Source organism: Paenimyroides viscosum (genome assembly GCF_003858535.1).
Lineage (GTDB): Bacteria > Bacteroidota > Bacteroidia > Flavobacteriales > Flavobacteriaceae > Flavobacterium > Flavobacterium viscosum.
The window spans coordinates 242-25,671 of record NZ_RQTJ01000027.1; the positions used below are offsets into that span (position 1 = coordinate 242).

Annotated in this window: 27 protein-coding genes; 5 read left to right on the top strand and 22 right to left on the bottom strand. The window is 31.5% G+C overall.

Annotated features, from left to right (window positions below; translation table 11 throughout):
• Nucleotides 1-82 precede the first annotated feature (82 nt).
• The 15 genes from EG242_RS11125 to EG242_RS11195 form a co-directional block, all read right to left on the bottom strand.
• Nucleotides 83-472, bottom strand: a complete 390-nt coding sequence (locus tag EG242_RS11125; protein ID WP_124899944.1) for a DUF1801 domain-containing protein — start codon at nt 470-472, stop codon at nt 83-85.
• A 2-nt stretch (nt 473-474) separates the two neighbouring features.
• On the bottom strand, nt 475-1,167 hold the full coding sequence (locus EG242_RS11130; RefSeq protein ID WP_124899945.1) for an SMUG2 DNA glycosylase family protein: 693 nt from the start codon (nt 1,165-1,167) through the stop codon (nt 475-477).
• Nucleotides 1,168-1,181: 14 nt separating this feature from the next.
• A complete protein-coding gene (locus EG242_RS11135) occupies nt 1,182-1,793 on the bottom strand; it encodes a C40 family peptidase (RefSeq protein ID WP_124899946.1) in 612 nt (203 codons plus the stop codon).
• Nucleotides 1,786-3,657 (bottom strand): DUF349 domain-containing protein, encoded by a 1,872-nt coding sequence (locus EG242_RS11140; RefSeq protein WP_124899947.1) that lies wholly within the window; start codon nt 3,655-3,657, stop codon nt 1,786-1,788. Before EG242_RS11140 ends, EG242_RS11135 begins: the two co-directional genes overlap by 8 nt.
• Nucleotides 3,658-3,741: 84 nt before the next feature.
• Nucleotides 3,742-4,458 (bottom strand): shikimate dehydrogenase family protein, encoded by a 717-nt coding sequence (locus EG242_RS11145; protein WP_124899948.1) that lies wholly within the window; start codon nt 4,456-4,458, stop codon nt 3,742-3,744.
• A 28-nt stretch (nt 4,459-4,486) separates the two neighbouring features.
• On the bottom strand, nt 4,487-5,884 hold the full coding sequence (locus EG242_RS11150) for a tetratricopeptide repeat protein (protein WP_124899949.1): 1,398 nt from the start codon (nt 5,882-5,884) through the stop codon (nt 4,487-4,489).
• Between the two features lie 81 nt (nt 5,885-5,965).
• Nucleotides 5,966-7,156 carry an aspartate aminotransferase family protein gene (locus EG242_RS11155; protein ID WP_124899950.1) on the bottom strand — a complete coding sequence of 397 codons (1,191 nt, stop codon included), beginning with the start codon at nt 7,154-7,156 and terminating at the stop codon, nt 5,966-5,968.
• A 1-nt stretch (nt 7,157) separates the two neighbouring features.
• The gene (locus EG242_RS11160; protein WP_124899951.1) at nt 7,158-8,819 is read right to left on the bottom strand and encodes an OstA-like protein; all 1,662 of its coding nucleotides are present in this window, start codon (nt 8,817-8,819) and stop codon (nt 7,158-7,160) included.
• A gap of 102 nt (nt 8,820-8,921) precedes the next feature.
• Nucleotides 8,922-10,193, bottom strand: coding sequence for an adenylosuccinate synthase (locus tag EG242_RS11165; protein ID WP_124899952.1), 1,272 nt, complete (start codon nt 10,191-10,193; stop codon nt 8,922-8,924).
• 21 nt (nt 10,194-10,214) lie between these two features.
• Entirely contained in the window at nt 10,215-10,673 is a 459-nt protein-coding gene (locus tag EG242_RS11170; RefSeq protein ID WP_124899953.1) for a Fur family transcriptional regulator, read from the bottom strand.
• A gap of 63 nt (nt 10,674-10,736) precedes the next feature.
• A complete protein-coding gene (locus EG242_RS11175; protein ID WP_124899954.1) occupies nt 10,737-12,941 on the bottom strand; it encodes a RelA/SpoT family protein in 2,205 nt (734 codons plus the stop codon).
• A gap of 118 nt (nt 12,942-13,059) precedes the next feature.
• Nucleotides 13,060-13,692: an outer membrane beta-barrel protein gene (locus EG242_RS11180; RefSeq protein WP_124899955.1), complete on the bottom strand. Its 633-nt coding sequence runs from the start codon at nt 13,690-13,692 to the stop codon at nt 13,060-13,062.
• A gap of 43 nt (nt 13,693-13,735) precedes the next feature.
• Nucleotides 13,736-14,542, bottom strand: a complete 807-nt coding sequence (locus EG242_RS11185) for a TrmH family RNA methyltransferase (protein WP_124899956.1) — start codon at nt 14,540-14,542, stop codon at nt 13,736-13,738.
• Nucleotides 14,543-14,734, bottom strand: coding sequence for a hypothetical protein (locus tag EG242_RS11190; protein WP_124899957.1), 192 nt, complete (start codon nt 14,732-14,734; stop codon nt 14,543-14,545).
• A 1-nt stretch (nt 14,735) separates the two neighbouring features.
• Nucleotides 14,736-15,347 carry a hypothetical protein gene (locus tag EG242_RS11195; RefSeq protein ID WP_124899958.1) on the bottom strand — a complete coding sequence of 204 codons (612 nt, stop codon included), beginning with the start codon at nt 15,345-15,347 and terminating at the stop codon, nt 14,736-14,738.
• 419 nt (nt 15,348-15,766) lie between these two features.
• On the opposite strand from EG242_RS11195, the gene EG242_RS11200 reads away from it, so the two are divergent.
• Entirely contained in the window at nt 15,767-16,372 is a 606-nt protein-coding gene (locus EG242_RS11200; RefSeq protein ID WP_124899959.1) for a trimeric intracellular cation channel family protein, read from the top strand.
• A gap of 2 nt (nt 16,373-16,374) precedes the next feature.
• Here the strand turns inward: EG242_RS11200 and EG242_RS11205 are convergent, their stop codons facing one another.
• From EG242_RS11205 to EG242_RS11215, 3 genes are read right to left on the bottom strand one after another with little or no spacing between them, the layout of a single operon-like run.
• Nucleotides 16,375-16,962 carry a hypothetical protein gene (locus tag EG242_RS11205; RefSeq protein ID WP_124899960.1) on the bottom strand — a complete coding sequence of 196 codons (588 nt, stop codon included), beginning with the start codon at nt 16,960-16,962 and terminating at the stop codon, nt 16,375-16,377.
• A 35-nt stretch (nt 16,963-16,997) separates the two neighbouring features.
• Nucleotides 16,998-18,641: a S41 family peptidase gene (locus EG242_RS11210; RefSeq protein ID WP_124899961.1), complete on the bottom strand. Its 1,644-nt coding sequence runs from the start codon at nt 18,639-18,641 to the stop codon at nt 16,998-17,000.
• 39 nt (nt 18,642-18,680) lie between these two features.
• Nucleotides 18,681-19,886 carry a serine hydrolase domain-containing protein gene (locus EG242_RS11215; protein WP_124899962.1) on the bottom strand — a complete coding sequence of 402 codons (1,206 nt, stop codon included), beginning with the start codon at nt 19,884-19,886 and terminating at the stop codon, nt 18,681-18,683.
• Nucleotides 19,887-20,015: 129 nt separating this feature from the next.
• Here EG242_RS11215 and EG242_RS11220 point away from each other — a divergent pair, with 129 nt between their 5' ends.
• Nucleotides 20,016-20,855: a 1,4-dihydroxy-2-naphthoyl-CoA synthase gene (locus EG242_RS11220; RefSeq protein WP_124899963.1), complete on the top strand. Its 840-nt coding sequence runs from the start codon at nt 20,016-20,018 to the stop codon at nt 20,853-20,855.
• A gap of 25 nt (nt 20,856-20,880) precedes the next feature.
• On the opposite strand, the gene EG242_RS11225 is transcribed toward EG242_RS11220, so the two are convergent.
• On the bottom strand, nt 20,881-21,945 hold the full coding sequence (locus EG242_RS11225) for an endonuclease (RefSeq protein WP_124899964.1): 1,065 nt from the start codon (nt 21,943-21,945) through the stop codon (nt 20,881-20,883).
• 105 nt (nt 21,946-22,050) lie between these two features.
• On the opposite strand from EG242_RS11225, the gene EG242_RS11230 reads away from it, so the two are divergent.
• On the top strand, nt 22,051-22,830 hold the full coding sequence (locus EG242_RS11230; RefSeq protein WP_124899965.1) for a hypothetical protein: 780 nt from the start codon (nt 22,051-22,053) through the stop codon (nt 22,828-22,830).
• 48 nt (nt 22,831-22,878) lie between these two features.
• On the opposite strand, the gene EG242_RS11235 is transcribed toward EG242_RS11230, so the two are convergent.
• Together EG242_RS11235 and EG242_RS11240 are read right to left on the bottom strand one after the other, a co-directional pair.
• On the bottom strand, nt 22,879-23,286 hold the full coding sequence (locus EG242_RS11235; RefSeq protein ID WP_235831904.1) for a CCC motif membrane protein: 408 nt from the start codon (nt 23,284-23,286) through the stop codon (nt 22,879-22,881).
• Between the two features lie 16 nt (nt 23,287-23,302).
• A complete protein-coding gene (locus EG242_RS11240) occupies nt 23,303-23,581 on the bottom strand; it encodes a DUF2752 domain-containing protein (RefSeq protein WP_124899966.1) in 279 nt (92 codons plus the stop codon).
• Between the two features lie 53 nt (nt 23,582-23,634).
• Here EG242_RS11240 and EG242_RS11245 point away from each other — a divergent pair, with 53 nt between their 5' ends.
• Together EG242_RS11245 and EG242_RS11250 are read left to right on the top strand one after the other, a co-directional pair.
• Entirely contained in the window at nt 23,635-23,832 is a 198-nt protein-coding gene (locus EG242_RS11245; protein WP_124899967.1) for a hypothetical protein, read from the top strand.
• Nucleotides 23,816-24,379 (top strand): Smr/MutS family protein, encoded by a 564-nt coding sequence (locus EG242_RS11250; RefSeq protein ID WP_235831905.1) that lies wholly within the window; start codon nt 23,816-23,818, stop codon nt 24,377-24,379. Before EG242_RS11245 ends, EG242_RS11250 begins: the two co-directional genes overlap by 17 nt.
• A gap of 17 nt (nt 24,380-24,396) precedes the next feature.
• Here EG242_RS11250 and EG242_RS11255 read toward each other — a convergent pair whose 3' ends face one another.
• Nucleotides 24,397-25,338: a hypothetical protein gene (locus EG242_RS11255; protein ID WP_124899968.1), complete on the bottom strand. Its 942-nt coding sequence runs from the start codon at nt 25,336-25,338 to the stop codon at nt 24,397-24,399.
• Between the last annotated feature and the right edge of the window lie 92 nt (nt 25,339-25,430).

Sequence of the window (25,430 nt, forward strand, 5' to 3'; positions counted from 1 at the left end):
TTTAAGATTGATCTTTTTAAATAAAATTAAGTTTGTAAAGCAGTTCTTAATAGTAACAATTTATTGGCAGTCTAGTTTGTCTTTAAAGTTTAACCAAAACGCCTTTACGTTTTACGATATTTTTATAATCCCACTGAATTTCAATGGATTTTTTTAACCATCTATGTAAATCTTCTTTATTGATTTCAGCTACCAAATTATAGAAAACAGAATCATCTTTGAACTTTTTCCCGTGAACGTTTAATTTTTCTTCTTCAAAATCAATACCGCTCCAAAACATTAATCGTATACCTGTTTTTTGTTTACTGTAACCAACAATAGGATTACCGTTTAAAAACCAAACTGGATGCGTATGCCAGATTTTACTTTCGGCATTTTTAAGATTTTCTGATATTATTTGCGCCAATAAATCGCATATTTTTTGATGCTCTTCAGAAAGAGTTTCGTTATAATTTAAAATATCCTGATTCATTATTAGTTGTTTGAAGTTAATGCTAAAATATATTTATCAATATAAAGTTGTTTGTCTTTTGATTTATATTGTTGGATGTATCTAGGGTGTTCTAAAACCGTGATTTTATCAAACAATTTGGCTTCGTTGTTTAACTTTTCTATAAAAGTGGCATTTTTCTTTCCTAAAACAAAAACTTCATCGGTATACAAACCTAAAGCAATATGTTTTTTTAATGATTCAATCATAAAATCTTTCACCATTTTAAAAAGTTCTAAATCATCATAATAATTAGCATTTACCCAATTATTGTCTTTATTTTTTTTGACGATTGCTAACGGAAACGGAGAATTTATATAAAACTGATTGTAAAATTCTGTTACTCTGCCAAATTCTTCGATCATATCATACATATAAACCGATGAAATTTCATGCGTATGTGCCGATTGCATTTTTATTCCGCAAACACTTTCCAAACGTTTGGTATCTGTAAACGGAACGCCTGTAACGCCTGCGCCATGTCGACTTGGGTTTATTCCGATAATAAATTTTCGTTTATTAGTATCATTATAAAACTTTTCGTAAAACTGTTGCATAACAAGTAGCGTTTCCGGATTAGATAAATACGGATTTAAAACCTGAAAATTATTTGGTAAGTTTCCTGAATAATTCAATTGTTTGTTGAACGCAATTATTTTTTCTGCAAAAGTTTCCATGATTGATATAATTCTTAGTTTTTATACGATCCACATTTTACTAAATAATCGCCATAATAAGGTTCGGTTAAATTTGATATGATAACACCTTTTGATGTAGATGCGTGTACAAACATATTGTTTTGTAAATAAATACCTACATGATTTACAATTCCAGTATTACCAAATGAAAAAAACACCAAATCGCCTTCTTTTAGGTCCTTTGTATATTTACGTTTAACGTTTTCGGCAATATCTTTAGATATTCTTGGAATGTATAACTGATAAATTTCTTTATACAAAATATTTGTAAATGCAGAACAATCAATTCCATTTTGGTTATTTCCACCGTATTTATAGGGCGTTCCGTACCAATCTATAATAAAATTATATAGATTTTTATTTTTTAAGCTACTTTCACTAACATCTAATATTTTGCTTATTTCTGATAAATCGTAGGGTTTAGCAATAGTTTTAGAATGGTTTGTTGTTTTTTTAATTTCTTTTTTGTTCTTGTTTTTATTGTAATTATCACGCCAATCAGTTTTAGACTTACAGCCAATAACAGACAGAAGCAGCAAGCATATTATAACGCTTTTTGAAATGAAAAAAACCGGAAATTTCCGGTTTTGTATTTTATTAATCATTTTTATTGATGTTTCTTAATTGAACCAGCTTTTCTTTCCACAAGTTTAATTCATCTTTATGACGCTCAATATTTTTATTAATTTCTTTTACCAACGGATTGTCTGCCTTAGCATTAGAAATAAATTGCACATTGTTTTCTAACTGAAAAATTTCCGATTGAATTTCTTCTACTTTACGTTGCACAAACACTGTTTCGTTTTGTAAGCGTCTGCCATCGTTACTTTCAATTAAATGCTCGATTTTATTATTGAATTTAACCAATTCGGCTTCTTTTTTAGATAAACTTAATTTATCGAACAATGCATCTAAAACCTTGTTGAATTTACCTTCAATATGTCTGCGGGTTTGCGGAACAATACCTAAACCTTTCCAGTTTTCTATATGTACTTTAATAGCGTCTAAATCTGTTTTATGATCGCCCGTTAATTCAAAATCTTTCAAGCTTTCTAAGTATTCTTTCTTTCGATCAAAGTTAGCCATCTCCACTTCCATTTCTTGGTTGCGTTCGCTATGAAGTCTGTCAAAATAAGAATTACAAGTTTGCTTAAACTCTTTCCACAAGCTGTCTGAAAATTTTCTTGGCACATGACCAACGTGTTTCCATTCTTCTTGTATTTTTTTCATTGCAGGGGTAGTGGTATTGTAATCTGTACTTTCTGCTAATGATTTAGCTTTTTCTATTAAAGCCTGTTTTTTAACTAAATTGTCTTGTTGTTCCTTTTTTATGTCTTTATAGAAATTGTTCTTTAAAACATTAAAGTTTCGGGTAGCGTTTTTAAAGGTTGCCCAAGTATCTTCGCTTTGTTCTGCAGGCACACGTCCGGCACTAAAAAACTGTGTTCTTAATTGCTCTATTTCTTTTATGGCATTTTGCCAATCGTTATGTGAATTAAATTTATTTGTAGAAATACTGTTGATTGCAGCAATTAATTCATTTTTTTTGGCAAGATTAAGTTCTTCACGTTCGCGAATTTCATTTTGTAATGATTCTCTTTTGCTATGTAGTTGCTTAGTTATTTCACTAAATTTATGCCATATTTCTTCGCGGTATTCTTTAGCAACAGGTCCAATTTCTTCTTTCCAAATGCGGTGTAACGTTTGTAATTCACGGAAAGCTTTGCGAATATCGGGTTCGTTAATTAAAATACTTGCACGTTCTATGACTTTTTGTTTTTGATCTAAATTGTTTTTAAAGTCTATATCGCGTGCTTCACGGTCTAAATGCAACTGATCGTAAAAACGTTCTAAATGAAAATGAAAGTTATTCCATACGTGATTGTAATTATCTTTTGGAATTGGTCCGGCATTTTTCCAACGCTCACGAATTTGTTGAATATCTTTTAAAGCAGCATTATAATTTTCGGTATTTTCTACCAAATCTTTTAATTCGTCAATTAATTGATTGCGATTAGCTAAATTTGTTTTTAGCTGATCTTGTATCGATTTAAAATGCGTGTTTCTTTGGTCTTTATAGTTGTTATACAAAGAGTTAAAATGATTCTTTGCAGGTAAATCATATTGAAAATCTGTTGAAAAAGCTTCTGGATTTTCTTCTAAAAAAACCTTTCTTTTTTCATCAATCAGTTCATTGTATTTATTAAGAAAACTGCGTTTAATGCCTTCTACATGATCACGAATGGCTGTAACTTTCTCGTTTTTTAATAAATTTTCCAGTTCTGTATTCAATTCCTCTAACGATAATTCGTCGTAATTAGCTAAAAGAATATGGTTGTTTTCGTTTATAGAAGCTGTTTCGCTGTCTTCTGCATTTGTTGAATTTATTGCTTCAACAATTGTATTTGTTTCTGTTTCAGGGTTCACTCCGTCTGCTAATGGCAGGTTATCATTCTTTTCTTCTAACATTTTTTTAATGTTTAAGTTTAACAAATTATTTTTGAAAGATAAATAATTAATTGAAAGTCAACAAATTTTTTATAAGAAATAGTTTTAACTATTCCAAATTTCCCAAGATTCTTCTGCCTGAATTTCTAACATTTCTAATCCGTTTTTTGTATCAGCATTTTGCTCTTTACACTTTTTTAAAAACAATGTTTCGCTAGGATTGTAAATTAAATCGTAAGCTAAGTGATTCTTTGTAAGAAATTTATAAGGAATATCAGGTGCTGAATCTACATTTGGGAACGTACCAACAGGTGTACAATTTATAATGATTGTATGACTTTGAATGATTTCTTCAGATAAATCTTCGTAGGTAATTTCACCATTTCGCGATACTATTAAATAATTTATTTGTAATTGTTCTAATGCGTAAATTATTGCTTTGCTTGCACCGCCGGTTCCTAAAATTAAGGCTTTTGTGTGATGTGGTTTTAAGTGGGGCTGTATCGATTTTTTAAAACCAATCCAATCGGTATTGAAACCGATTTTTTTTTCGTTTTCGATCTTTATTGTATTAACTGCACCAATTTGTTCTGCATGAAAATCTAACAAATCTAAATACGGAATAATAGCTTCTTTGTATGGAATTGTAACATTAAATCCAAAATTATTTAAATTGAATATATTGTTTAATTCTGATAGGTTATCTATATCAAAATTAATGTATTGTGTATTTAAAATATTTTGATTCTTAAACTTATTGTTGAAATAATTCCGTGAAAAAGAATAGCTGATGTTTTTACCTATTAAGCCGTATGTTTTCATAATAAAAAATCGTTATTTAGCATAACGATTATTCTTGATTAAAATTTTGAATATAACTTTGTATTTGTTCGTTTTTCCAAACAGCCGGAAACAATGTTTGCAATAAAGTTTTGTTTTTGTAGTTTAAAGCCAAAGCATTTGTTAAATGATACAAGGCTTTTTCTGTTTCGTTTACTAACATATACACTCCGGTTAAACGGTATTCAATTTCGTATTCGTCGTTAAAAATTTCGCGCGCTTTCAATAATTTTTCAACTGCCTGTACATTGTCTTCTAACAAATGTAACGTCTCGCTCCAATACAACCAAGTGTCTAAAAAAGCATCACCGTTTTCAACCGCTTTTCTAAAACCTAATTCGGCTTCTTCTAAAAACAATAATTCTTTGTTTATAATTGCGTAACGTCGCCAATATAAATGGTTGTTTTCATCGATCCCTAATGCTTTGTTTACAAATTGCAACGCTTTTTTAAAATCGTTCTTTTTTAAATGCAAATCAGCAATGGCAATCCAAGATTTATCCATCAACGGATCTTCGTTAACAGAACGCAAATAATATTTTAAAGCTTTATCGTAATTTTTCAATGCTTCGTAGCATAAACCCATTCTGCGATAAACATAAGACGAAGGATCGTCTAACTGCAAAGTTTCTTTGTAACAGTTTATTGCCTGGGTGTACATTTTAAGCTTTTCGTACGATTTCCCTTTTTCTAAGTAGGCACCTACAAAATGTTCATCAATTATGCACGCAAAATCAAAGGCTTCAATTGCTTTACGGAAATATTTTAAAGTATAATATTGGCGTCCTAATTGATGCCATGCGACTTCGGAATACGGGTTGTGATCAATAAATTCTTCTAAAAATTCAATAGCTTCTTGGTGATTGTCTAAAAAATCATAACAATAAACAACGTTATAAAGTGCGGTTTGATCTTCAGAATCGTGTTCTAAACACTTAATAAAAGCATCTTTAGCCTCTAGAATTTCATCGATAAATAAATATTCCATTCCTAATAAAGAATAAACATCAGCAAAATCTTCGGTATATTGCAAAGCAATCTTTAAAGAATCTATTGCTTTATGATGGCTGCCTTGTTTAGAGTGAATGTTTGCCCGTTGAATATAAACTTCATCGTTTCTTGGATCGATATGTTGTAATTCGTTCAATAATTTTTCGGCTTTGTCTAACTTGTTTTCAAAAACCAAAAGCTCCACCTGAACCAATTTTAGTCCGATAGAGTTTGGATGCTGTTCTAATCCAAGTTTCAGCGCTTTTTTAGATAAGTTAATTTTACCCGAATCTAAATAGTGCAGTATAATGTTTTCAAATTCTTCTGAATCGAAAAAACAAATTTTGTTTGTTTTAAGCATATTCTCGAATTTTGAAATAGACATTCTAAAAAAATCTTCTTCGTCGTGTGTAAACATAATCGACTGTTTTTATTATTAAAGATAGCTCATAAACGTTACGTTATAGGTACGCAAAAAACTATCTTATAAACATTTTAATTAACAAAGTTCTTTCTGAACTTCGTTAAGCGCTTCTATTAAAATTGCGCAACCTTCTTTTATTTCTTCTTCAGAAATGGTTAAAGGTGGTGTAATACGAATGGCTCTTTCTTCAAACATTAGCCAAAATAATACCAAACCTTTGTCTTTACACTTTAAAATTACTTGGTTGGTTATTTCTGCCGATGGCGTCATTGGAGCAAGCATTAAACCTTTGCCGTGAATTTCGGTTATCAGCGGATGTTTCAGTAAACTGCGGAACAATTGTTCTTTTATCAGAGTTTGTTCCATTAAATCGGTTTCTAACAACTCTTGTAAAGTTGCCAAACTTGCCGCTGCAATTATAGGATGTCCACCAAAAGTTGTTATGTGTCCGCACTTAGGATCGTGCGCCAGTAAATCCATCATTTTTTCATTGGCAGTAAAAGCACCAACAGGCATGCCGCCGCCCATACCTTTACCTATTACCAAAATATCGGGAAAAACATTATAGTTTTCAAAACCAAATAATTTACCCGTTCTTCCAAAACCAGGCTGAATTTCATCTAAAATTAATAAAGCACCAACTTCGTCGCAACGCTTGCGAACCTTCAACAGATAATCGTTTTCGGGTGTTACAAATCCTGCGCTTCCTTGAATGGTTTCTAATACAATTGCTGCTGTTTTTGTTGTAATTTGCTGTAATTCTTCTTCGTTATTAAAAGTAACAAAGTCTACATTTGGCAGTAACGGACGAAATGCGCGTTTGCGTTCTTCATTACCTAAAATACTCATAGAACCTTGTGTGTTTCCGTGGTAAGCGTTTACGCATGAAATAATATGCGTTCTGCCAGTTACACGTTTTGCTAGTTTTAATGCGCCTTCAATGGCTTCGGTTCCCGAATTTACCAGATACGTTTTGTTTAAACTAGCAGGTAAATGTTGTGCCAATAATTTACAAAAATCTACCGCTGGTTTTTGAACATATTCGCCATAAACCATAACGTGTAAGTATTTATCAAGCTGATCTTTTATAGCATTTACCACACGTGGATGCTGATGCCCTAACGTACAAGCCGAAACGCCTGCAACAAAATCTAAATGTTTTTTACCGTCTGTACTGTAAATGTAACTTCCTTTTGCATGAGAAATTTCAACTTCTAACGGATACAGGCTGGTTTGAGCCTGATATTTAAAAAAATCTTCTTTCATTTTACTCGCTACGTTTTTTTATAACGTTTGGTGATTTTCCCGATCGTTTAAAATTCAAGGTTTTATCCTGAACTTCCATTGGTTTTTCGCTTACTTTCTCGTTCTTTTTAACTTCTTCTTCGGCTTTATCATCATGCTTCAGTTCCTCGTCGCTAAAAAGTTCGTCTACACTGTACATTCGTTCATCGCCCCGCCAGTTAAAACCTGCCAGTTTCCGAGCGTTTTCAGGGAATTGTTCCGGCGGATATGTTGTTCCTTCGGGATTAATCATTCGTGTTGCTGTTGTAATTTTGTTGTCTTCTAATTCTAAAACAATTTTACTGCAAATTCCTTTATCAATTCCTTGCAAAACCTCTTCATCGTACACATAATAAATCATTTCGGCGTTTTGCACCAAATCAATCTGCCTAATTTTATCATCGATAAATTTTCCGTACATATTGATTCCTTTAGCTTGATTAAAACCAGCCCCGAGTGAATCTTTCTGAATTACAAAAGCATTGGTAAGTACTTTTAGCGAATCTAGTTTTTCGGTTTCTACATTATTTATTAAATGGATAACATCGCCGGTTAACTGACTTTCATCTTTAAATAAAACGGGTTTTCGAATTAATTGCAACAAACCAATTTTTTGATCGTAATGCAAAGAATCTGCTTTTCCGCTCATGTCAGGCGTGCGATACATACGTGCATTGGGATAACCTTTTATAACGCGTTGTTTATCCGGACCAACAATTTGTATGTTTTTAGCATGAAAATAGGTAGTATCTTTTTCTGCAATAGTTTGAATTAATGGTTTTTTTGTCATGAAAACCGAATCGTTTGCACGAAAAACTTCTGCAAAATGACTGGTTGCAATGGTGTTGTTAATAGTATCTGTAACTTTTACGTTGTTGATGCCTTTTGCATAAGATCTTTTTTCATCGTAGTACATTTCATCGGCTTCAATACGTTTGTTATCATAAAGTATAAACGATTTTTCGATCATTTTTCCTTCGTTTAAACGGGTGTCGTAAAAACCGTTTTCGGTATAAATATGATTTCCTTTGTTATCGATTGTTGAAGGTCCAAATAAATAGGCGTGACCGGAATCTTCGTAAAAATCTAAATGGTTTGATTTGATAACATTTTCAGGATTTGTAATAACAACCTGCGTTCTGAATTCGTACTTTAATTCACGCGTGTAATATTTACCCGATTTAGATTTTAAAGTATTCAGTTTGTTGGTAATTGTTGCATTATCGTTGTAATATGCAATGCCCGTATTTCTGTCGTAATAAACTTTTTCTGATTTTAAAGATGAATCTGGCGATGTCATTACCACATTTCCAGATGCGTAAGCAATTTTTTCTACACCGTTGTATTCGGCATATTTGCTGTTCAACTGCAAGGTATCGTCTTGAATAATTCTAACATTTCCAAACAGTTTTGCATAATTTTCCTTCTCAAAAAAATACGCTTTATTGCAGTAAATATACATACTGTCGTGCTGCATTTGAACATTTCCGGTAAGAATTTTAGCACCGGGAACCTCGTATTCATTAACATCGGTAAAATCTGATGCTAATAATTTTATGATTTTACCGTTTGGCTCAGGTGTTTGTGCAAACGAAAAGGCACAACAAAACAACAGAAAAAACAGGTTTAAAAAAAAGGTTTTCAATTGGGATAATTTTTTTCAAAATTACGTAATTTTTAACGATGTAACCATTGCGTTAAGAAGAATTTAAGCATTAAAAAAGCACCCTGTAAAGAGTGCTTAATATTATTTCATTATTGTTTGTTTACGATCCGGACCAACCGATACTACTTTAATTGGTATACCAACGTATTCTTCAATAAATTCTATGTATTCTTTTAATTCTTCAGGTAAATCGCCGTATGTTGTTAAACCTGTTAAATCTTGTTTCCAACCTTTTTTCTCTACATAAACCGGTTGTACATTTTCTTCTTCAATGTTATAAGGTAAATGATCAATTTGTTCGCCTTTATACGTGTAAGCTGTACAAACTTTTAAGGTGTCAAAGCCCGATAGAACATCGCCTTTCATCATATATAAAGCGGTAACACCGTTAACTTCTACTGCATACTTCAACGCAACCAAATCTAACCAGCCACAACGACGTGCGCGTCCTGTTACAGAACCAAATTCATTACCAACTTTTGCCATTGTTTCACCAACTTCATCAAATAATTCGGTAGGAAATGGACCCGAACCAACGCGGGTTGTATATGCTTTAAAAATTCCAAAAACATCTTTTACTTTGTTTGGCGCAATACCTAAACCAGTACAAGCACCAGCAGCTGTAGTGTTTGATGATGTTACGAACGGATAAGTTCCAAAATCAATATCTAACAAAGATCCTTGTGCACCTTCTGCTAAAATAGATTTTCCTTCTTTTAAGGCACTATTTAAATAAAACTCAGAATCAATAAAAGTTAATTTCTTTAATTCTTCAACAGCAGCAAAGAATTCCTCTTCCATTTCAGCCAAGTTGTATTGCAAATCAACATTATAGAATTTAATCATGTCTATATGTTTTTCTGCTAAGGCATTGTATCGTTCTTTAAAATCTGCCAATTCAATATCGCCTACACGTAAACCGTTTCTACCAGTTTTATCCATATAAGTTGGACCAATTCCCTTTAAAGTAGAACCAATTTTAGCTTTGCCTTTTGCTGCTTCCGAAGCGGCGTCTAACAAGCGGTGTGTTGGTAAAATTAAATGTGCTTTTCTAGAAATTAAAAGGCGTGATTGTACATCAATATCAAATTTTTGTAAACCTTCAATTTCTTTTTGAAATACTACTGGATCAATTACCACACCGTTTCCAATGATGTTTATTGATTTTTTATGGAAAATTCCTGAAGGAATTGTTCTTAAAACGTGCTTAATTCCATCGAATTCTAATGTGTGACCTGCGTTTGGTCCACCTTGAAAACGTGCAATAATATCGTATTTAGATGTAAGTACGTCTACAATTTTTCCTTTTCCTTCATCTCCCCATTGAAGACCAAGTAACAAATCTACTGTCATGTTTAGTATGTTAGTCTGTTTTTAATTATTAGTTGTATTGGTTTTATCCTCTTTAGTTCCGTAGAAATATAAAGAGTGATTATGAACTTTTATGTTAAAAATTTCTTCGATGGTTTGCTTAATGGTTTGAATTCGCGGATCACAAAATTCAATCACTTCGCCTGTATCTGTTAAAATAATATGATCATGTTGCTTATCAAAATACGATTTTTCGTAATGCGATTGGTTTTGTCCGAACTGATGACGGCGCACCAAACCACATTCCAACAACAATTCTATCGTATTGTAAAGGGTTGCTCTACTAACACGGTAGTTTTTATTTTTCATTTTAATGTATAACGATTCAATGTCAAAATGTTCTTCGTTTTCATAAATTTCTTGAAGTATAGCATAGCGTTCAGGTGTTTTCCTATGCCCTTTGTCACCTAAATATTTAGTGAAAACGCTTTTTACAATTTCTTGATTTTTATTTTCTTCCATGATCTTTTTTAACAGCACAAATATAAAAGTTTATTACCGATACTAAAAATTAAATATTTAAAATTAAGCAGTTCCTAAAATACGTGTGATTTTTTCTACTCCATCAATTGCCTGAATATTTTCTATAAGTTTGTTTAAAACATGATTGTTTGGGACAATTACAGTGATTTGACCATTAAAAATACCTGCATTAGAACTTAATGAAATACTTTGAATATTAACATTCATTTGGCTAGATATTACTCTAGTTAGTTCATTTGTGAGTCCTAAACCATCAATTCCCTTAATCATTAACGATGCGTTGAATTCTTGTACAGATGAATCGATCCATTTTGCAGGAAGAATTCGGTATGCGTAATTTGATTGTAAACTTATTGCATTTGGACAATCTATTTTATGAACTTTTATACCTTCGTTAATGGTTACAAACCCAAAAACCTGATCGCCAGGAATAGGGTTACAGCAATTTGCCAATTTATAATCTAATTTTTCATCGTTTTTACCAAATACAAGTAAATCATATTTTGTCTCAGTTAATTGTGCAGGTGCTTCTTTTTTAATAGATTTTTTAAAGAAATTCATAAAAGCATTGCTGTTTTTATGTGAAGCAAATTCTTTTAATTGTTGATTTTCTATTTTTCCTGATCCCACACGATAAAATAAATCTTGACTGGTTTTTAATTTAAAGAAATTAACCAAATCGTTCACGGTTTTTTCGTCAAGCGTAATTTTTAGATGCTTTAATTTTCTGGTTAAAATTTCTTTTCCATCTTCAGAAATTTGCTTAACATCTTCATTTAAAGCATTTTTAATTTTATTTTTTGCTCGGGCAGTAGTTACAAACTCCAGCCAATGTGAACTTGGTTTTTGATTTGCCGATGTAATAATTTCTACTTGATCGCCCGAGTTTAATTCATAATTTAACGGAACCAATTTACCGTTCACCTTTGTTCCGCGCGTTTTTATGCCGATATCGGTATGTATACTAAAAGCAAAATCTAACGCAGTTGCACCTTTTGGCAACGATTTAATTTCTCCTTTTGGCGTAAAAATGTAAATTTCTTTGGCGTAAAGATTCAATTTAAAATCTTCGACAAAATCTACTGCATTGGCTTCAGAGTTTTCTAAAGCTTCTTTTAATAAATTTAGCCATTTATCTAAACTATTCTCTTCGGTAACGCCTTGTTTGTATTTGTAATGTGCTGCGTATCCTTTTTCGGCAATCTCGTCCATGCGTTCACTGCGAATTTGCACTTCAACCCAACGACCTTTTGGTCCCATAACGGTAATGTGCAACGCTTCGTAACCGGTAGATTTTGGCGAAGAAATCCAATCTCGCAAACGACTAGGTGATGGACGGTAATGATCTGTTACAATGGAATAAATTTTCCAAGCAATAAACTTTTCGTCGGCAGGAGCAGAGTTGTAAATAATACGGATGGCAAATTTATCGTACACCTGATCAAAAGTTACGCCTTGCGCCTTCATTTTTCTACGGATAGAATAAATAGATTTCGGTCGGCCTTTTATAGTAAACGATACATCTTCTTTAGCTAGCGCTTCATTTAAGACAGAGGTAATACTTTCTATATAGGCGTTTTGTTCTTCTTTACTTTCTTTGGTTTTACTTAAAATATCGTGGTAAACATCTGGTTCGGTATATTCCAAGCCTAAATCTTCTAATTTCGATTTAATATTAAACAAGCCTAAACGGTGCGCTAGCGGTGCATAAATATATAGTGTTTCCGATGCTATTTTTGCCTGTTTGTGTGCTGCCATAGAATTCATGGTTTGCATATTGTGCAAACGGTCGGCAATTTTTATCAAAATAACACGCACATCATCATTTAACGTAAGTAACATTTTACGGTAATTTTCTGCCTGAAGCGAAATATCCGGATCTGGTTCCATACGCGAAATCTTGGTTAATCCTTCAACAATTTTTGCAATTTTAGGATTAAACATACGTTCAATATCTTCCACCGTAATATCGGTATCTTCTACCACATCGTGCATTAATGCAGCTGCTATAGATGTTGGTCCTAAACCAATTTCTGAAGCTACAATTTTTGCAACAGCAATAGGATGGAAGATATATGCTTCGCCCGATTTTCTTCTTTGGTCTTTATGTGCTTCAACAGCAACATCAAATGCTTTGCGAATTAATTTCTTATCATCGTCTGTAAGTGTTTGATAACTAATGCTTAAAAGCTCTTTGTACTCGCGTGCAATTTCTTTGTTTTCTTTTTCTATTTGTTCTTGTGTCATAAAATGCCCATTTTCTTTTTAAATATAAGAAAAAAAAAGTTTTGTTGTAATTTATTTACATCATAAAAAAAGGAGCAAAAGCTCCTTTTTATTTGTATTGATCGTTTTTATTTAATTTTTAGAAAATGTAAAATATACCTGCAGAATATTGTGCATGCGATCCGGCACCTTCGGTTGAAATATTTGATCTTCCCATAGCTTCAACATTTAAGCCAATTCTACGGTAAGCTCTATCATGGTGGTAACGTGAACTTTTAGTTGCAGGAATATCGGCAATCCAAAAATTAATACCCCCACCAGCACTAGCCATTGTTAAATCTACTTGGTTTAAACGTAAATGACCAAGACCTGCTTTAATGTAAGGGTCTGCAATAGGAATGTTGAATAAACCACCTAAGCTATAAGCAAACGAACCGTTAAAAGAAACAATTGAAATTTTCTTCCCAGTTACTACCGATCCATTCATTGAGTTTCCTGGTTCCATTTCGTTCATAGAAAAATCTGCTTCTACTGATAAGTTTGGTAAAAACTCGTATCCTATCATAACTTTTGCAGGAATACCGCCAGAAATCATACTTGCACCTTCGGGAACTTCAGAATGGTTAAAGTTAAAATCCATCATGTTGTAACTTGCACCAACTTTCCATTTGTATTCTTGAATGAAACGTTCATACTTATGAATTACTTGTGCTTGAGCTGAAAAACCTAATAGGGTTAATCCAAAAAATGCTGTAAATATGTTTTTTTTCATAAAGTCTTAAATTTTTTATAAATATAACGAATTTTTTAAATATTTATATTTTTTGAGTATTTCTTTGTCTTTTAGCTTCAAAAATTAACACGGCTGCCGCTACAGACACATTCATTGAATCAATTTGACCTTCCATTGGAATAATAATGTTTGCTTTTGATTCTTCTCGCCAAATATCACTTAAACCTGTAGCCTCGGTTCCCATTACAATGGCTGAGCCTTGTTTAAAATCGACCGAATAATACGAAACAGCTTCTTGTAAAATAGCACTGTAAATGGCAATATTACTGTTTTTAAAGTAATTTATTATTTCTGTTGATGCTGCAGTTACTATTTTATTGGTAAAAACCGCGCCAACGCTAGATCGTACAATATTAGGATTGTACAAATCTGTTTTAGGATCGGCAATAAAAACGGCATCAATATTAGCAGCATCGGCAGTCCGTAAAACTGCACCAATATTTCCTGGTTTTTCTAACGATTCTAACACCACAATTAACGGATTTTCGGGTAACTGAATTGTTGCTAACGAATGATCTTTAGTTTTAGCAACCGCAATTACGCCTTCTGTACTTTCACGATATGCTATTTTCTGATAAACTTCTTTCGAAATTTCAATAAGATCGGTTGCATTGGAAAGCTTCCTTTTTAAATTATTCAGTTTATCGGCATCAAACAAATCAAAACAAATTAAAAGCTGGTAAACTTCAAAATCGTTTTTAATTGCAATTTCAATTTCACGGATACCTTCAATCACAAAAAGTCCGTTTTTTTTACGTGCCTTGCTTTTTTCTTGCAATTGAAAAATATCTTTAATTAATTGATTTTGAATGCTTGTTATCTGTTTCATTTAAATGATTTCTTGTCGCTTAATTTCTAAATATTTGTTTAAAAGATTTACCGAAAGATCTGCCGGTTTGGTGTAAACCGTTTTTATGCCGTGCATTTGCAGTTCTTGAATGATTAACTGTTTTTCGTGCACAAATTTAGATGCTATTGTTTGAATATAAATGTCTTTTGTGGAATTTATTTTATTGTTCAAATTATTTGCTTCCGGAATAGTAAACCAAATTATTTTGAATCAGAATGAAATGATATAAAAGTAAATAAACTAAGAAAGAAACACAGAAAAGAATAGCTGTAATTATTTTTTCAATGATTGAAATTGAAGGATTTAAAATTGTAAAATTAAGATTTGTAATTCCTAAAGATGCCTTTAATAACATAAACGGAATAGCTGTAACAATTCTATACAAAGTGCTTACAATTATAAGCATACATATATTAGCACCAATAATTGTCCAGAAATTTTTTACGTACGTTTTAAACGCATTTTTTGCAGCAGTAAAAAAAGATAGATGATCGTTTCCATAATAAAAAAACGTTACTATATACCAAATTGTTAAAAACTGAATTAAAACAATAAAAATTATAATAAAAAGTAAACCCAATAAAAAAAGAGCTGGTGCAAATAAAAACGCAATGAAACCACCAATTAAATAGATGGCTACTAACAAAAAAAATAGTGTTACAATAATATTTAAAGTTACGCTAAGGAAGCCGAAACGAAGCATACGTTTTAAATCTTTTCTGAACAATGATCGAATTGTTTGTAATTGAGGTTTTTCGTTAGGGTTCTCACTGATTAATTTCATATAGTATAATGGAAAAGTAAGACTTATTGTAATAAAATATGTACCAACTATATAAAGTATCACCATACTAAGAATTAACAATAAGGTGTTTTTACTCACAAAATTCCGTTCGGTATCTATTATACTTGTAAAAGAACTAAATATTTGGGATGAAAAAATAGAGAATATTACGATTGTTACTGCGGAAACTAATATGGATATAAAAGCGAATTTTAAATAGTTTTTGAAATAATGCTTTCCATACAGCTTTAAAAACTGAAATACATCAGAAATATAATCGGAAAAAGTTCTTATTTTTAGCAATTGAAACATAATTCGAATTTGTTTAATTTTTCTTTAAAGATAATCAAACATGATTAATAATTTTTTTTATATAAAAAAAACTTAATCAACGACTTTAATCATTTAACAAGCAACTAATGATTTTTTCCATTTTAGATATTTTAGGACTTATTGCGTTTGCAATTTCGGGTGCATTGGCAGGAATCGAAAAAAAATTAGACTTTTTTGGTGTTTTCGTTATTGCTATGGTTACATCAATTGGTGGCGGTACACTGCGCGATCTGCTTATTGGCAATACTCCGGTTTTTTGGTTGTTAAACTTACAAACGTTTTATATTGTGGTTGCAGCTACGGTTATTTCTATTGTTTTCAGACAATATTTAAGCTTTTTAAGAACATCATTATTTTTGTTTGATACCATTGGTATAGGTATTTTTACCATTATTGGTATCGAAAAAGGCTTATCGATTAATTTTAGTCCAATTGTATGTATTCTTTTAGGAACAGTAACTGCGTGTTTTGGTGGAGTTGCACGAGATATTCTTTGTAACGAAATTCCGGTAATTTTTAGAAAAGAAATCTATGCAACAGCTTGTTTAATGGGCGGATTTATGTTTTTTGGTTTGAAGTTGTTACACGTTAACGACGATGTAATTTATATTGGTACTGCTGGAACCATTATTTTAATCAGAATTTTAGCAGTTCGATATCATTGGTCATTCCCTAAAATTGAGATTAAGTAGCCTTAACTTTTATTGAAATAGTTTTTAATTCGATCAACTAAACCGATTTTAGGTTTATCTGTATTCATTTGCTTTTCTTCAATATAGAATGAATCTTTTACTTCTTTGGTTATTAAATCAATTTCAAAATTAAATGAATTAGTATTAGCTTGATAGTGCCAATATTTAGCATACAGCTTATTGTCTTTAATTTTTATAAGTATAATTTTATCGAAATTATAGTCGCTTAAAAGAACATCAACACTTCCATCACTATTTACATACTTTATATCAAAACCATCAATGAAGTAAATCGTATCATTTACAGCATTTAGTAAAGCAGATTCTATGTGAGAAATTACAGATTCATTGATCTGCTCTTTTAAATTAAAATCAATTAAATAGCCATGACCATTTGCAATGATAAATGCCTTATGATTTTGAAGTTGAAAGATAAGTTTAGCATCTTTAACCCAACCAGTTTCAAAAGATCCAACCCATTCATTTTCATCATCAGTAAATTTTACCCAAAGACAATTTGGTGTAATATTTCCAAAATGTTTTTCAGGATATTTACCCGAAACAGGTTTATTGATAAATTCTACGTGCATACTTTAAATTAATACAATATAATTAAAAAATGCTCTTAATTAAGAGCATTTTTGTTTGATTTTAGTCGATTTAAAATATATTCTAATTCTACATCTTTTTCACTTAAAAAATCTTCTTCGGTCGGTTTAATATACACATCAGGTAGTACGCCATAACCTTCTTTTTGGGTTTGCTGTTCTGGTTTTATGGTCATTAATCCTACACGTAATTTAAGTTTAGAATGGGGTAGTTTAACAACAGGCATAACACCTGCAACTGTTCCGTTAAAAGTTCCACCCGTTTCATCTCCCACAAACAACGCACGGTTTCTACCTTTTAAGTGCGATGAAATAATTGCTGCCGCAGAAAATGTCATACCATCTGTAATTACATACAAATTGTTTTTATAGTTCAACGATTTTGGTTTTGTAATTCTAGACGATTTTATGGGAACTTTTAATTCGCCAAGATCGTTTCTACTTGATTTTAACCCACGAATGGTTGAATAAATTGTAACAAATGGTATCGAAAAAAAGGTAGTCACCGGACTTTTTCCCTTTAATAAATTAAAATAGGTGGTACGTTTAGTAATTGTTGCTGGTTGGGTAAACACAAACGTTGTATCGTTTAAATATTGGGCTAACTTATGAATTTCGTTTAAGCGTCCGCCTGGATTTCCACGTAAATCAATAATTAAATTCTGTACATTATGCTTTTTAATGGTAGAAAAAATACTGTCGTACACTTTTATTTTTCCATCTGAAAAATCTCTAATTTTAAGAATAGATATGGTGCTGTCACTAGCAACCGGAAAAATAATTTCTTTAGAAAAGGTTTTAGATTTATAGTTGTAACCAAACAACCTTTGTTTTTTATAAGCTTTTTTGTTTTGTTGAGCTATTGCTTTGTTTTTAATTTTTTGTTCTTTTTTTGATAGTTTTGGCAACGTATCTTTTTGAACAATTTTAGTATTTTTTAAAGTATCTTTCTCTTTTAAAGCAAGATCTTTTTTACTTTTTTTAGATTCTTTAAACGTTCTTTTTACGGTATGATAGAACGTTGTATCGGCACAAACGGCATTAATTTTAATACTATCTACAAATCCTAATTCGTTTACATAAAAAGAATTAAGCCTACGAGCAAAGAATTTTGGTATGCCAGATTCATTGTATCCGTCTGATGTAAATGTGCTTCGGTACTTTTTTAAAACATCTAGCGGTTTTATTCCATTGATGTCAACAATTTCGGTACCTACTTGTAAAATGGTATCTGTTTTTGATTTGTTTTTCTTAATGAATAATTTGTTATTTAAATACTCATATTCAAAATTTTCTAAAGGGTTTACCGAACCTTTGTATTTCTTTTTTAATGAATCTGGCGACGTTAAGGTTACCATTGAAACACCCATGTGTCCTTGATGAACCGATGCAACAATAGGACTAATCTTAAAAAAGAATTCGTTCGGCGTGAAAGGTTCGTTCAAAGTTTTAGACAAACTGTCGAATTTTTTGTTCAAATCTTCTTTTGATATATACCAATACAAATCGGGATGCATTTTCACCAATTGTTTTTGTACATACGCAACATCTTTTTTTAATTTAGAAGGTTCAATTTTAGAATAATAATGCTTGTTTTGTTTGTCATGGCTGGCACATGCAAATAAAAATAAAGTAAGTAGTGTTAGTAGTAATTTCTTCATGTTTTATAGGTATAAAAAAAAGCGACTTTCGTCGCTAATTTAATCATTAATCTGTATAAACGGATAATTTCCTAACCTTGGTGCCAATTCTTTAGTTTTATAAGCCATTTGTGAATTGTGGTTGTTAAAACAGATAATGGTAATGGTATCTTTTCGTAAGGTTACATACGATGTCCTGTTCCCACGCCACCAACCGTTGTGAAAGGTGTATAAATTACCGTTATCGTCTTTAGGTTCAACCATTCTAATTGCCAAACCGTAATTATTAGCGCCCGATTTTTCATACGAATATCCTTTGTACATTTCGGCTTTTAACGCTTTGCTAATAAAGTTATCAGAATATAAAGCTTTATCTAATTTAAGCATATCGCGTGCGGTGGTGTAAATGTTCTTATCGCCGTAGGTTCCATCTAAATAATCCCAATGCATTCTTTGGTTGTTTGCATGGTATGATTGTGTAAGATTTTCTTTATTTTCTAGATTATCTAAAACAAAAGTATTGTGCATTTTTAAAGGTTCTAAAATAAGCGTTTTCATTGCCTCTTGAAACGATTTTTTTGTAACCTGTTCCACAATCAACGCTAAAACAACATAATTGGTGTTAGAGTAGGTAAAGCGGGTATTTGGTCTAAAATCTAACTTAATACCTTTTGTTTCTAATAAATTTAAAACATCTTTATTTGTCAATGTTTTCTTTGTATCCCAAACTCCTGGTTTAGCAGTAAAGTTTCCATAATACGGCAATCCAGATCGGTGATTTAAAAGCAAACGCACGGTAATATCATCATAAGGAAATCCTGTTAAAATGGTATTTACTTTTTGATCTAATGATAATTTACCTTCATTTACCAAACGTAGAATAGTTACACCGGTAATAACTTTCCCTACCGAAGCAACGTGCATTGGTGTAGAATCGTTAATTTTTTCTTTGTTTTGATAATTTGCATAACCCTGATAATCTTCAAAGATTATTTCGCCGTTTTTAGCCACAAGAAACTGTCCCCAGAAACCACCTCTGTTAATTCGGTTGTGGTAAAAAGTTTCAACAATTTCACGGGTTTCTAATTTATATTTAGGTGTTACCGGATTAAACTTAACATCAAAAGTATCATCATTGGTAATTAGTTTGGTTTGTTTTTTATAAAGTTCGCTTCTTTTTTTGATTACTTGAGCAATGTCGAAATTTTTATCGCAAGAAACACTTAAGCCGCCAATTAATAGAAGGGGAAATATTATTTTTTTCATTATTTAAACTTAGCTATAAGTAAGCAAATATAAAAGATTTACTCAGTTATAAAAACACCACACTACGTTAATTTTATTAAAAAATTAAAAAAATGTATCTTTGAAATATATTATTAAAAAAAATTTAAAATGAACGACATTAACTGGCAAACAGCAATAGAGTTTGATGATATAACTTATAAAAAATGTAACGGCGTTGCACGCATTGCATTTAATCGCCCAGAAGTGAGAAACGCTTTTCGTCCTAAAACTACCGCTGAATTACTGCGTGCATTTAGTGATGCGCATGAAGATACATCAATAGGAGTGATACTTTTATCGTCCGAAGGACCTTCACCAAAAGACGGTGTGTATTCTTTTTGTAGTGGTGGCGACCAAAAAGCACGTGGTTACCAAGGTTATGTTGGTGAAGACGGCTACCATCGTTTAAATATTTTAGAAGTTCAACGTTTAATTCGTTTTACGCCAAAAGCGGTTATTGCGGTGGTAAATGGTTGGGCTGTTGGTGGCGGACATTCGTTGCATGTGGTTTGCGATTTAACTTTGGCAAGTAAAGAACACGCTATTTTTAAACAAACCGATGCCGATGTTACAAGTTTTGACGGTGGTTATGGATCGGCTTATTTAGCAAAAATGGTCGGACAGAAAAAAGCCCGGGAGATTTTCTTCTTAGGTAGAAATTACTCTGCACAAGACGCTTACGATATGGGAATGGTTAACGCTGTGATACCACATGCCGAATTAGAGCAAACAGCGTACGATTGGGCTCAGGAAATTTTAGAAAAATCGCCTATATCTATAAAAATGTTAAAATTTGCTATGAATTTAACCGACGATGGTATGGTTGGGCAGCAGGTTTTTGCTGGTGAAGCAACGCGTTTGGCTTACATGAGCGAAGAAGCTATTGAAGGACGTAATGCCTTTTTAGAGAAACGTAAACCTAATTTTGAAAAGAAATATATTCCTTAAAAATAAATCGACCAATTTGGTCGATTTATTTTTTTATAAACTTAAACACTTTTGAAGCATTGCTCATGCTTAAATGAAGCATATACAAACCGTTGGCATAGTTTGTAACATTTATTTTTGTTTGATTTTTATCTTGATCGATCAGTTTACCAGATAAATCATATATTTTATAAGATGTTTCGGTTAAACCATCACTTTCAATGTTTATAAAATCATTTGTAATAGTAGGATAAACCTTAACATTGCTTAATATAACATCTTCTGTACTTAAACTGTACCATTTATTTTCTGCTGCAGGTCCGTTCCAAATTTTTGTTGCTAAGTGCGGATTATCAATAAAAGGATTTCTGTTTCCTTGGGCAGCATAAATTTGTTCATTTCGGTTGATTTCATGTATAGAAACCGGATCTTCTGCATTCCATTGTAAAAAAATGTTCGGCATATCATTATTAAATGAAAAAGTAGTAGATCCAAAACCAACATTAACAGGCTGGCAACGGTTACCGTATCTTACATACATATACATAATCATTCGGGCAACGTCGCCTTTCCACTCATCACCCGGATAAAAATATTCCGATCCGTTTTGCTGAATTACGCGCGAATAAGTAATGTACGATGTTGGATTTGCTATAAATTTAAAGTTGCTTCTAAGACTGTTTCGGTCATAATCAATAGCGTGCAAGTGATGCGCATCGGAACCGGGACCTTCAAATTCTAAATTTGGTGTTCCTTTTGATCGTGGAAAAACATGTTCGCGAACCCATTTATCTTCACAATTTGATGAATGACAACTTGCCGATCTGTCGCGGGTTAAATCGTTGTTTTTGGTAACATCGGTATCATTCCAACCGTATAAAAGTAATACTTTATCTGCATTTTTAGGGTCAATATCGGCTTTTTTTAATACATTCCAAACATCGGGTGTATAAATTAGCTCGTAAGTATGTGTCGCTGTAATTAAAGTACTTAATTCGTTTTTTAACGCATCACCTTTCAAATTAAAATCAATGTTTTGATAATATGCGGGAACTTGGGCATTTACCGTAAAAAACAGTAAAAAAGCTATAATTAGTTTAAAATTTTTCATAAATAAAATAATTTACAAAAGTACTAAATTCTATCAAATCAAAATGTTTTACCTAAACAATTAAGTTCTTGCGTTAAGTTTTTATATTTTTGAAAAAAAATAAGCATGAAATACGTTTTACTTTTTCTTTTTTTAGGATTTTTTAATGTACAAGCACAAAATTATTTAGATTATTATTTTAAATCGAATAATATAAATGGTGCAATTGTAATTTATAATGAAAATAAGGACGAATGGCTTTTTAGTAGTGAAGTGGAACCTTTTGATAATTCTCCGGCAGCCGCACATTTTCACTTATGGCAGGCTTTGGTAGGTTTAGAAGAAAAAGTTTATAAAACCGATGTTAAACATTCTTTTTTATGGGATGGTGTTAAAAGATCATTTTTTAATGGTAAGCGTACAGAATGGAACAGCAATACCAATTTAATTGACGCACTTAAAAATGATACCGACTGGTATTTTGATAATTTGCAATATTTATTACCACGCGATAGCTACGAAACCAACATTAAAAAAGCATCTTTTTTTAAGGATATTAAAAATAACGAATTACCCTATTTTTGGAACTACGCAGCTTTAACGAACCCAAATTCAATGATTTTGTTTTTAAAAGATTTGAAAGAAGGTAAACTACCTTTTAGTAAGCAAAATCAACAGTTTGTATTTAATCAGCTATTATTAGATCAAAAGTTGGCAATGCACACTGCAACTACAAGCTATTTGGGTAAAGAAATTGATTGGACTGTTGGGGTGTATTTAAAACAAAGCAAACCTATTTATTTTTCGTTAAGAACTTACCGTTCTTTAGAAACAGAAAAAATTAAAGATTACGAAAAAAGAAAGAATTTAATTATATCGCAAATTTTTGAAGTCTTAAATTACTAAACAAAAAATTCCGAAGTGAGAGCTTCGGAATTTTTTATTGTTGAATTATTATTGATTTTGTTGAGCCCATTCTTGCATTCGTTCTTGTAACAATTCTTGGTTAGTTAAAACATCCCATCCAAAAATAGAACCAAATACAACCATCATTATTAAAGAAAGTACAAATAATACGATACCTACAATTGCTAAGATTCTACCTGTATTTAACGTAGAGTAGTTAGAATAAGCAGAAGGGTTAGCTTTGTATAATTTTGTGTCTTTGCTAGCTAAAACTAAAGCAATAACTCCAAAAATAATTCCAATACCCCAAAAACAACATCCAATAATTGATAATATACCTAAAATTAATACAGCAGTTGCATTAGGTAAATTTGATGGCATAAAATTACCGTTTCCATTGTTAAAATTAGTGTTCTGGTAGTTTTGTGGATCGTTTTGATTTTGATAATTTTCCATAACTTTTTTTTAAATGTTAAAAATAAATTTGCTTGTAAATATAAGAAAATACCATAATAATGGCGTTTAGTATCGCTAAAAAAATAATTATTTTATGATATTTTCTCTTCTTATCAATAAAATGTAAAAAAATAAATACAAATAAAAGAATAGTGGTGTAAATTGCCGGAAACATTTTAAATGCATCAACAAAATTCCCTTGCAATACCATATAACCCGCACGTTGTGTGCCACAACCCATACAGTCAACTCCAAAAAGTTTTTTGTGCATGCAGGGTATCATGTATTCTTCCATAGCTGTAATTTTTACCGAATGTATAAATTTATTAATTTTGAAAAAAATATAAAATGAAATTTCTTATCTACATAGCCGTATTTGGTATAATGTTTTGGGCGTTGGTTGAACAAACAAAATCGCAGCCTAATATTTATATTCAAATAGTAGCGGTGCTTGTTTTTTTCTTTTTAATGATGTATTTAATGAACAAAACGCCAAGTAATTCCGATAAAAATAACAACCAACGTGATAATGAACATGAAAATTAATGTAGGAACTTTTGTTGAAGTTTTAGATGAAGATTTTAAAGGTAAAGTTGTTAAACTTCTTAATGATGAAGCGGTTATTTTAACGAGTGATGGTTTTGAATTAACCTATCCAATAAAACAATTGATTTTAATTGGTGATGATTTGCTTATAAAACAAGGATCAACTTACGGAGCAATAGAATCGGCAAAAACACAAAAAATAACGGTTAATCATCATAAAGTTAATTCCGAAAAAAAATCGAAAAAAGATGAGGTTGTTCTTGAAGTTGATCTTCATATTGAAAAATTAGTCAAGAATTTTAAACACATGAACAATTTCGATATTTTAAATATTCAGGTTGATACAGCACGGGGTCAATTAGAATTTGCTATTAAAAACCGTATTCCAAAAGTTGTGTTTATACACGGAATGGGTGAGGGCGTTTTAAAAGCAGAATTAGATTATTTATTTGGCAGATATCCCGAAATTTCTTACCAAGATGCTAATTACCGCAAATATGGTTTAGGTGCTACAGAAGTATATATAAAACAAAATCCGAATGTTTAATTTCGGATTTTGTTGTTTTATTCTGGAACATAAGTTCCTATAATTCGATCTGTAATAGTAAACGTACTTTCATCTTTTTTAAATTGAGCTTGTAGCAACTTTAAATTATGTCTGTATCCGGTTACTGTACCTGCATTATTTGTAACTACTACACTTTCTATCTGTAAAGATCCGTTGGTTACTTGCCATTCTTCTTTTATAGGAACATCTGGAAAATCACATTCAAAACCTTGTTCTACTGTAAATGTTTTTCTAAACACAAAATAACGCAACAAATTAGTATCATTTAAGTTTATGGTCTGTGTTTGATTTGCTGTTGGAAAAACAAAGTTTTCAGGAAATTGTATTTGTATTATTTCATTTGCTGTTCTGCCTACTAAAACATTGTCACAATTTGTGTAATTATTGTTAAAATTAAAAGTAATTTTACTGGTATCGTAAACGTAAGATCCGTATGGCAGTGTAGCGTATTTTATGTCTGATGTGCCATTGGTTAATGTAATATTTTCAAAATTTATGGTGTACATATAGTTAACGCTCACGCCATTTTCTGAAACAGCTGGAGTTATTGTTCGTGTATAAAACACTTTACCACCTGGAACCGAAGTATATTCTGATGTTACTTTTGGATTTGCAGGAGCTAATACCGAACAAATAGTGGCGCTATTAATTTTAGCATCATAAGTGCGGTAATACATTTTTGTTGTGTTTGATGTTTCAAAGTTTTGTTTAATGTTTAACGGAGCCAAAGTATCTAAAATTGATCCTTTTGTACCGTTTCTGTTATCAGAAAAATCTACCAACAATAATTCATTGTCCTTTGTTTTGAAATACAATTCATTGTCTTCGCATTTTTGAATTTGTATTCCATCGAAATTCAAATTTTCAAAAAGTAAATCACCATCACTGCAAGCTGTTAAACTGGTTGTAACAAGTATCAAACCAACAATTTTTTTCATAGAAAAGAAACTTTCTTACAAAAATAACTTTTTTTATATACAAAATAGCCGTTCTTGCGTCAAATTTTTATATTTGATAATTAATTCAACCG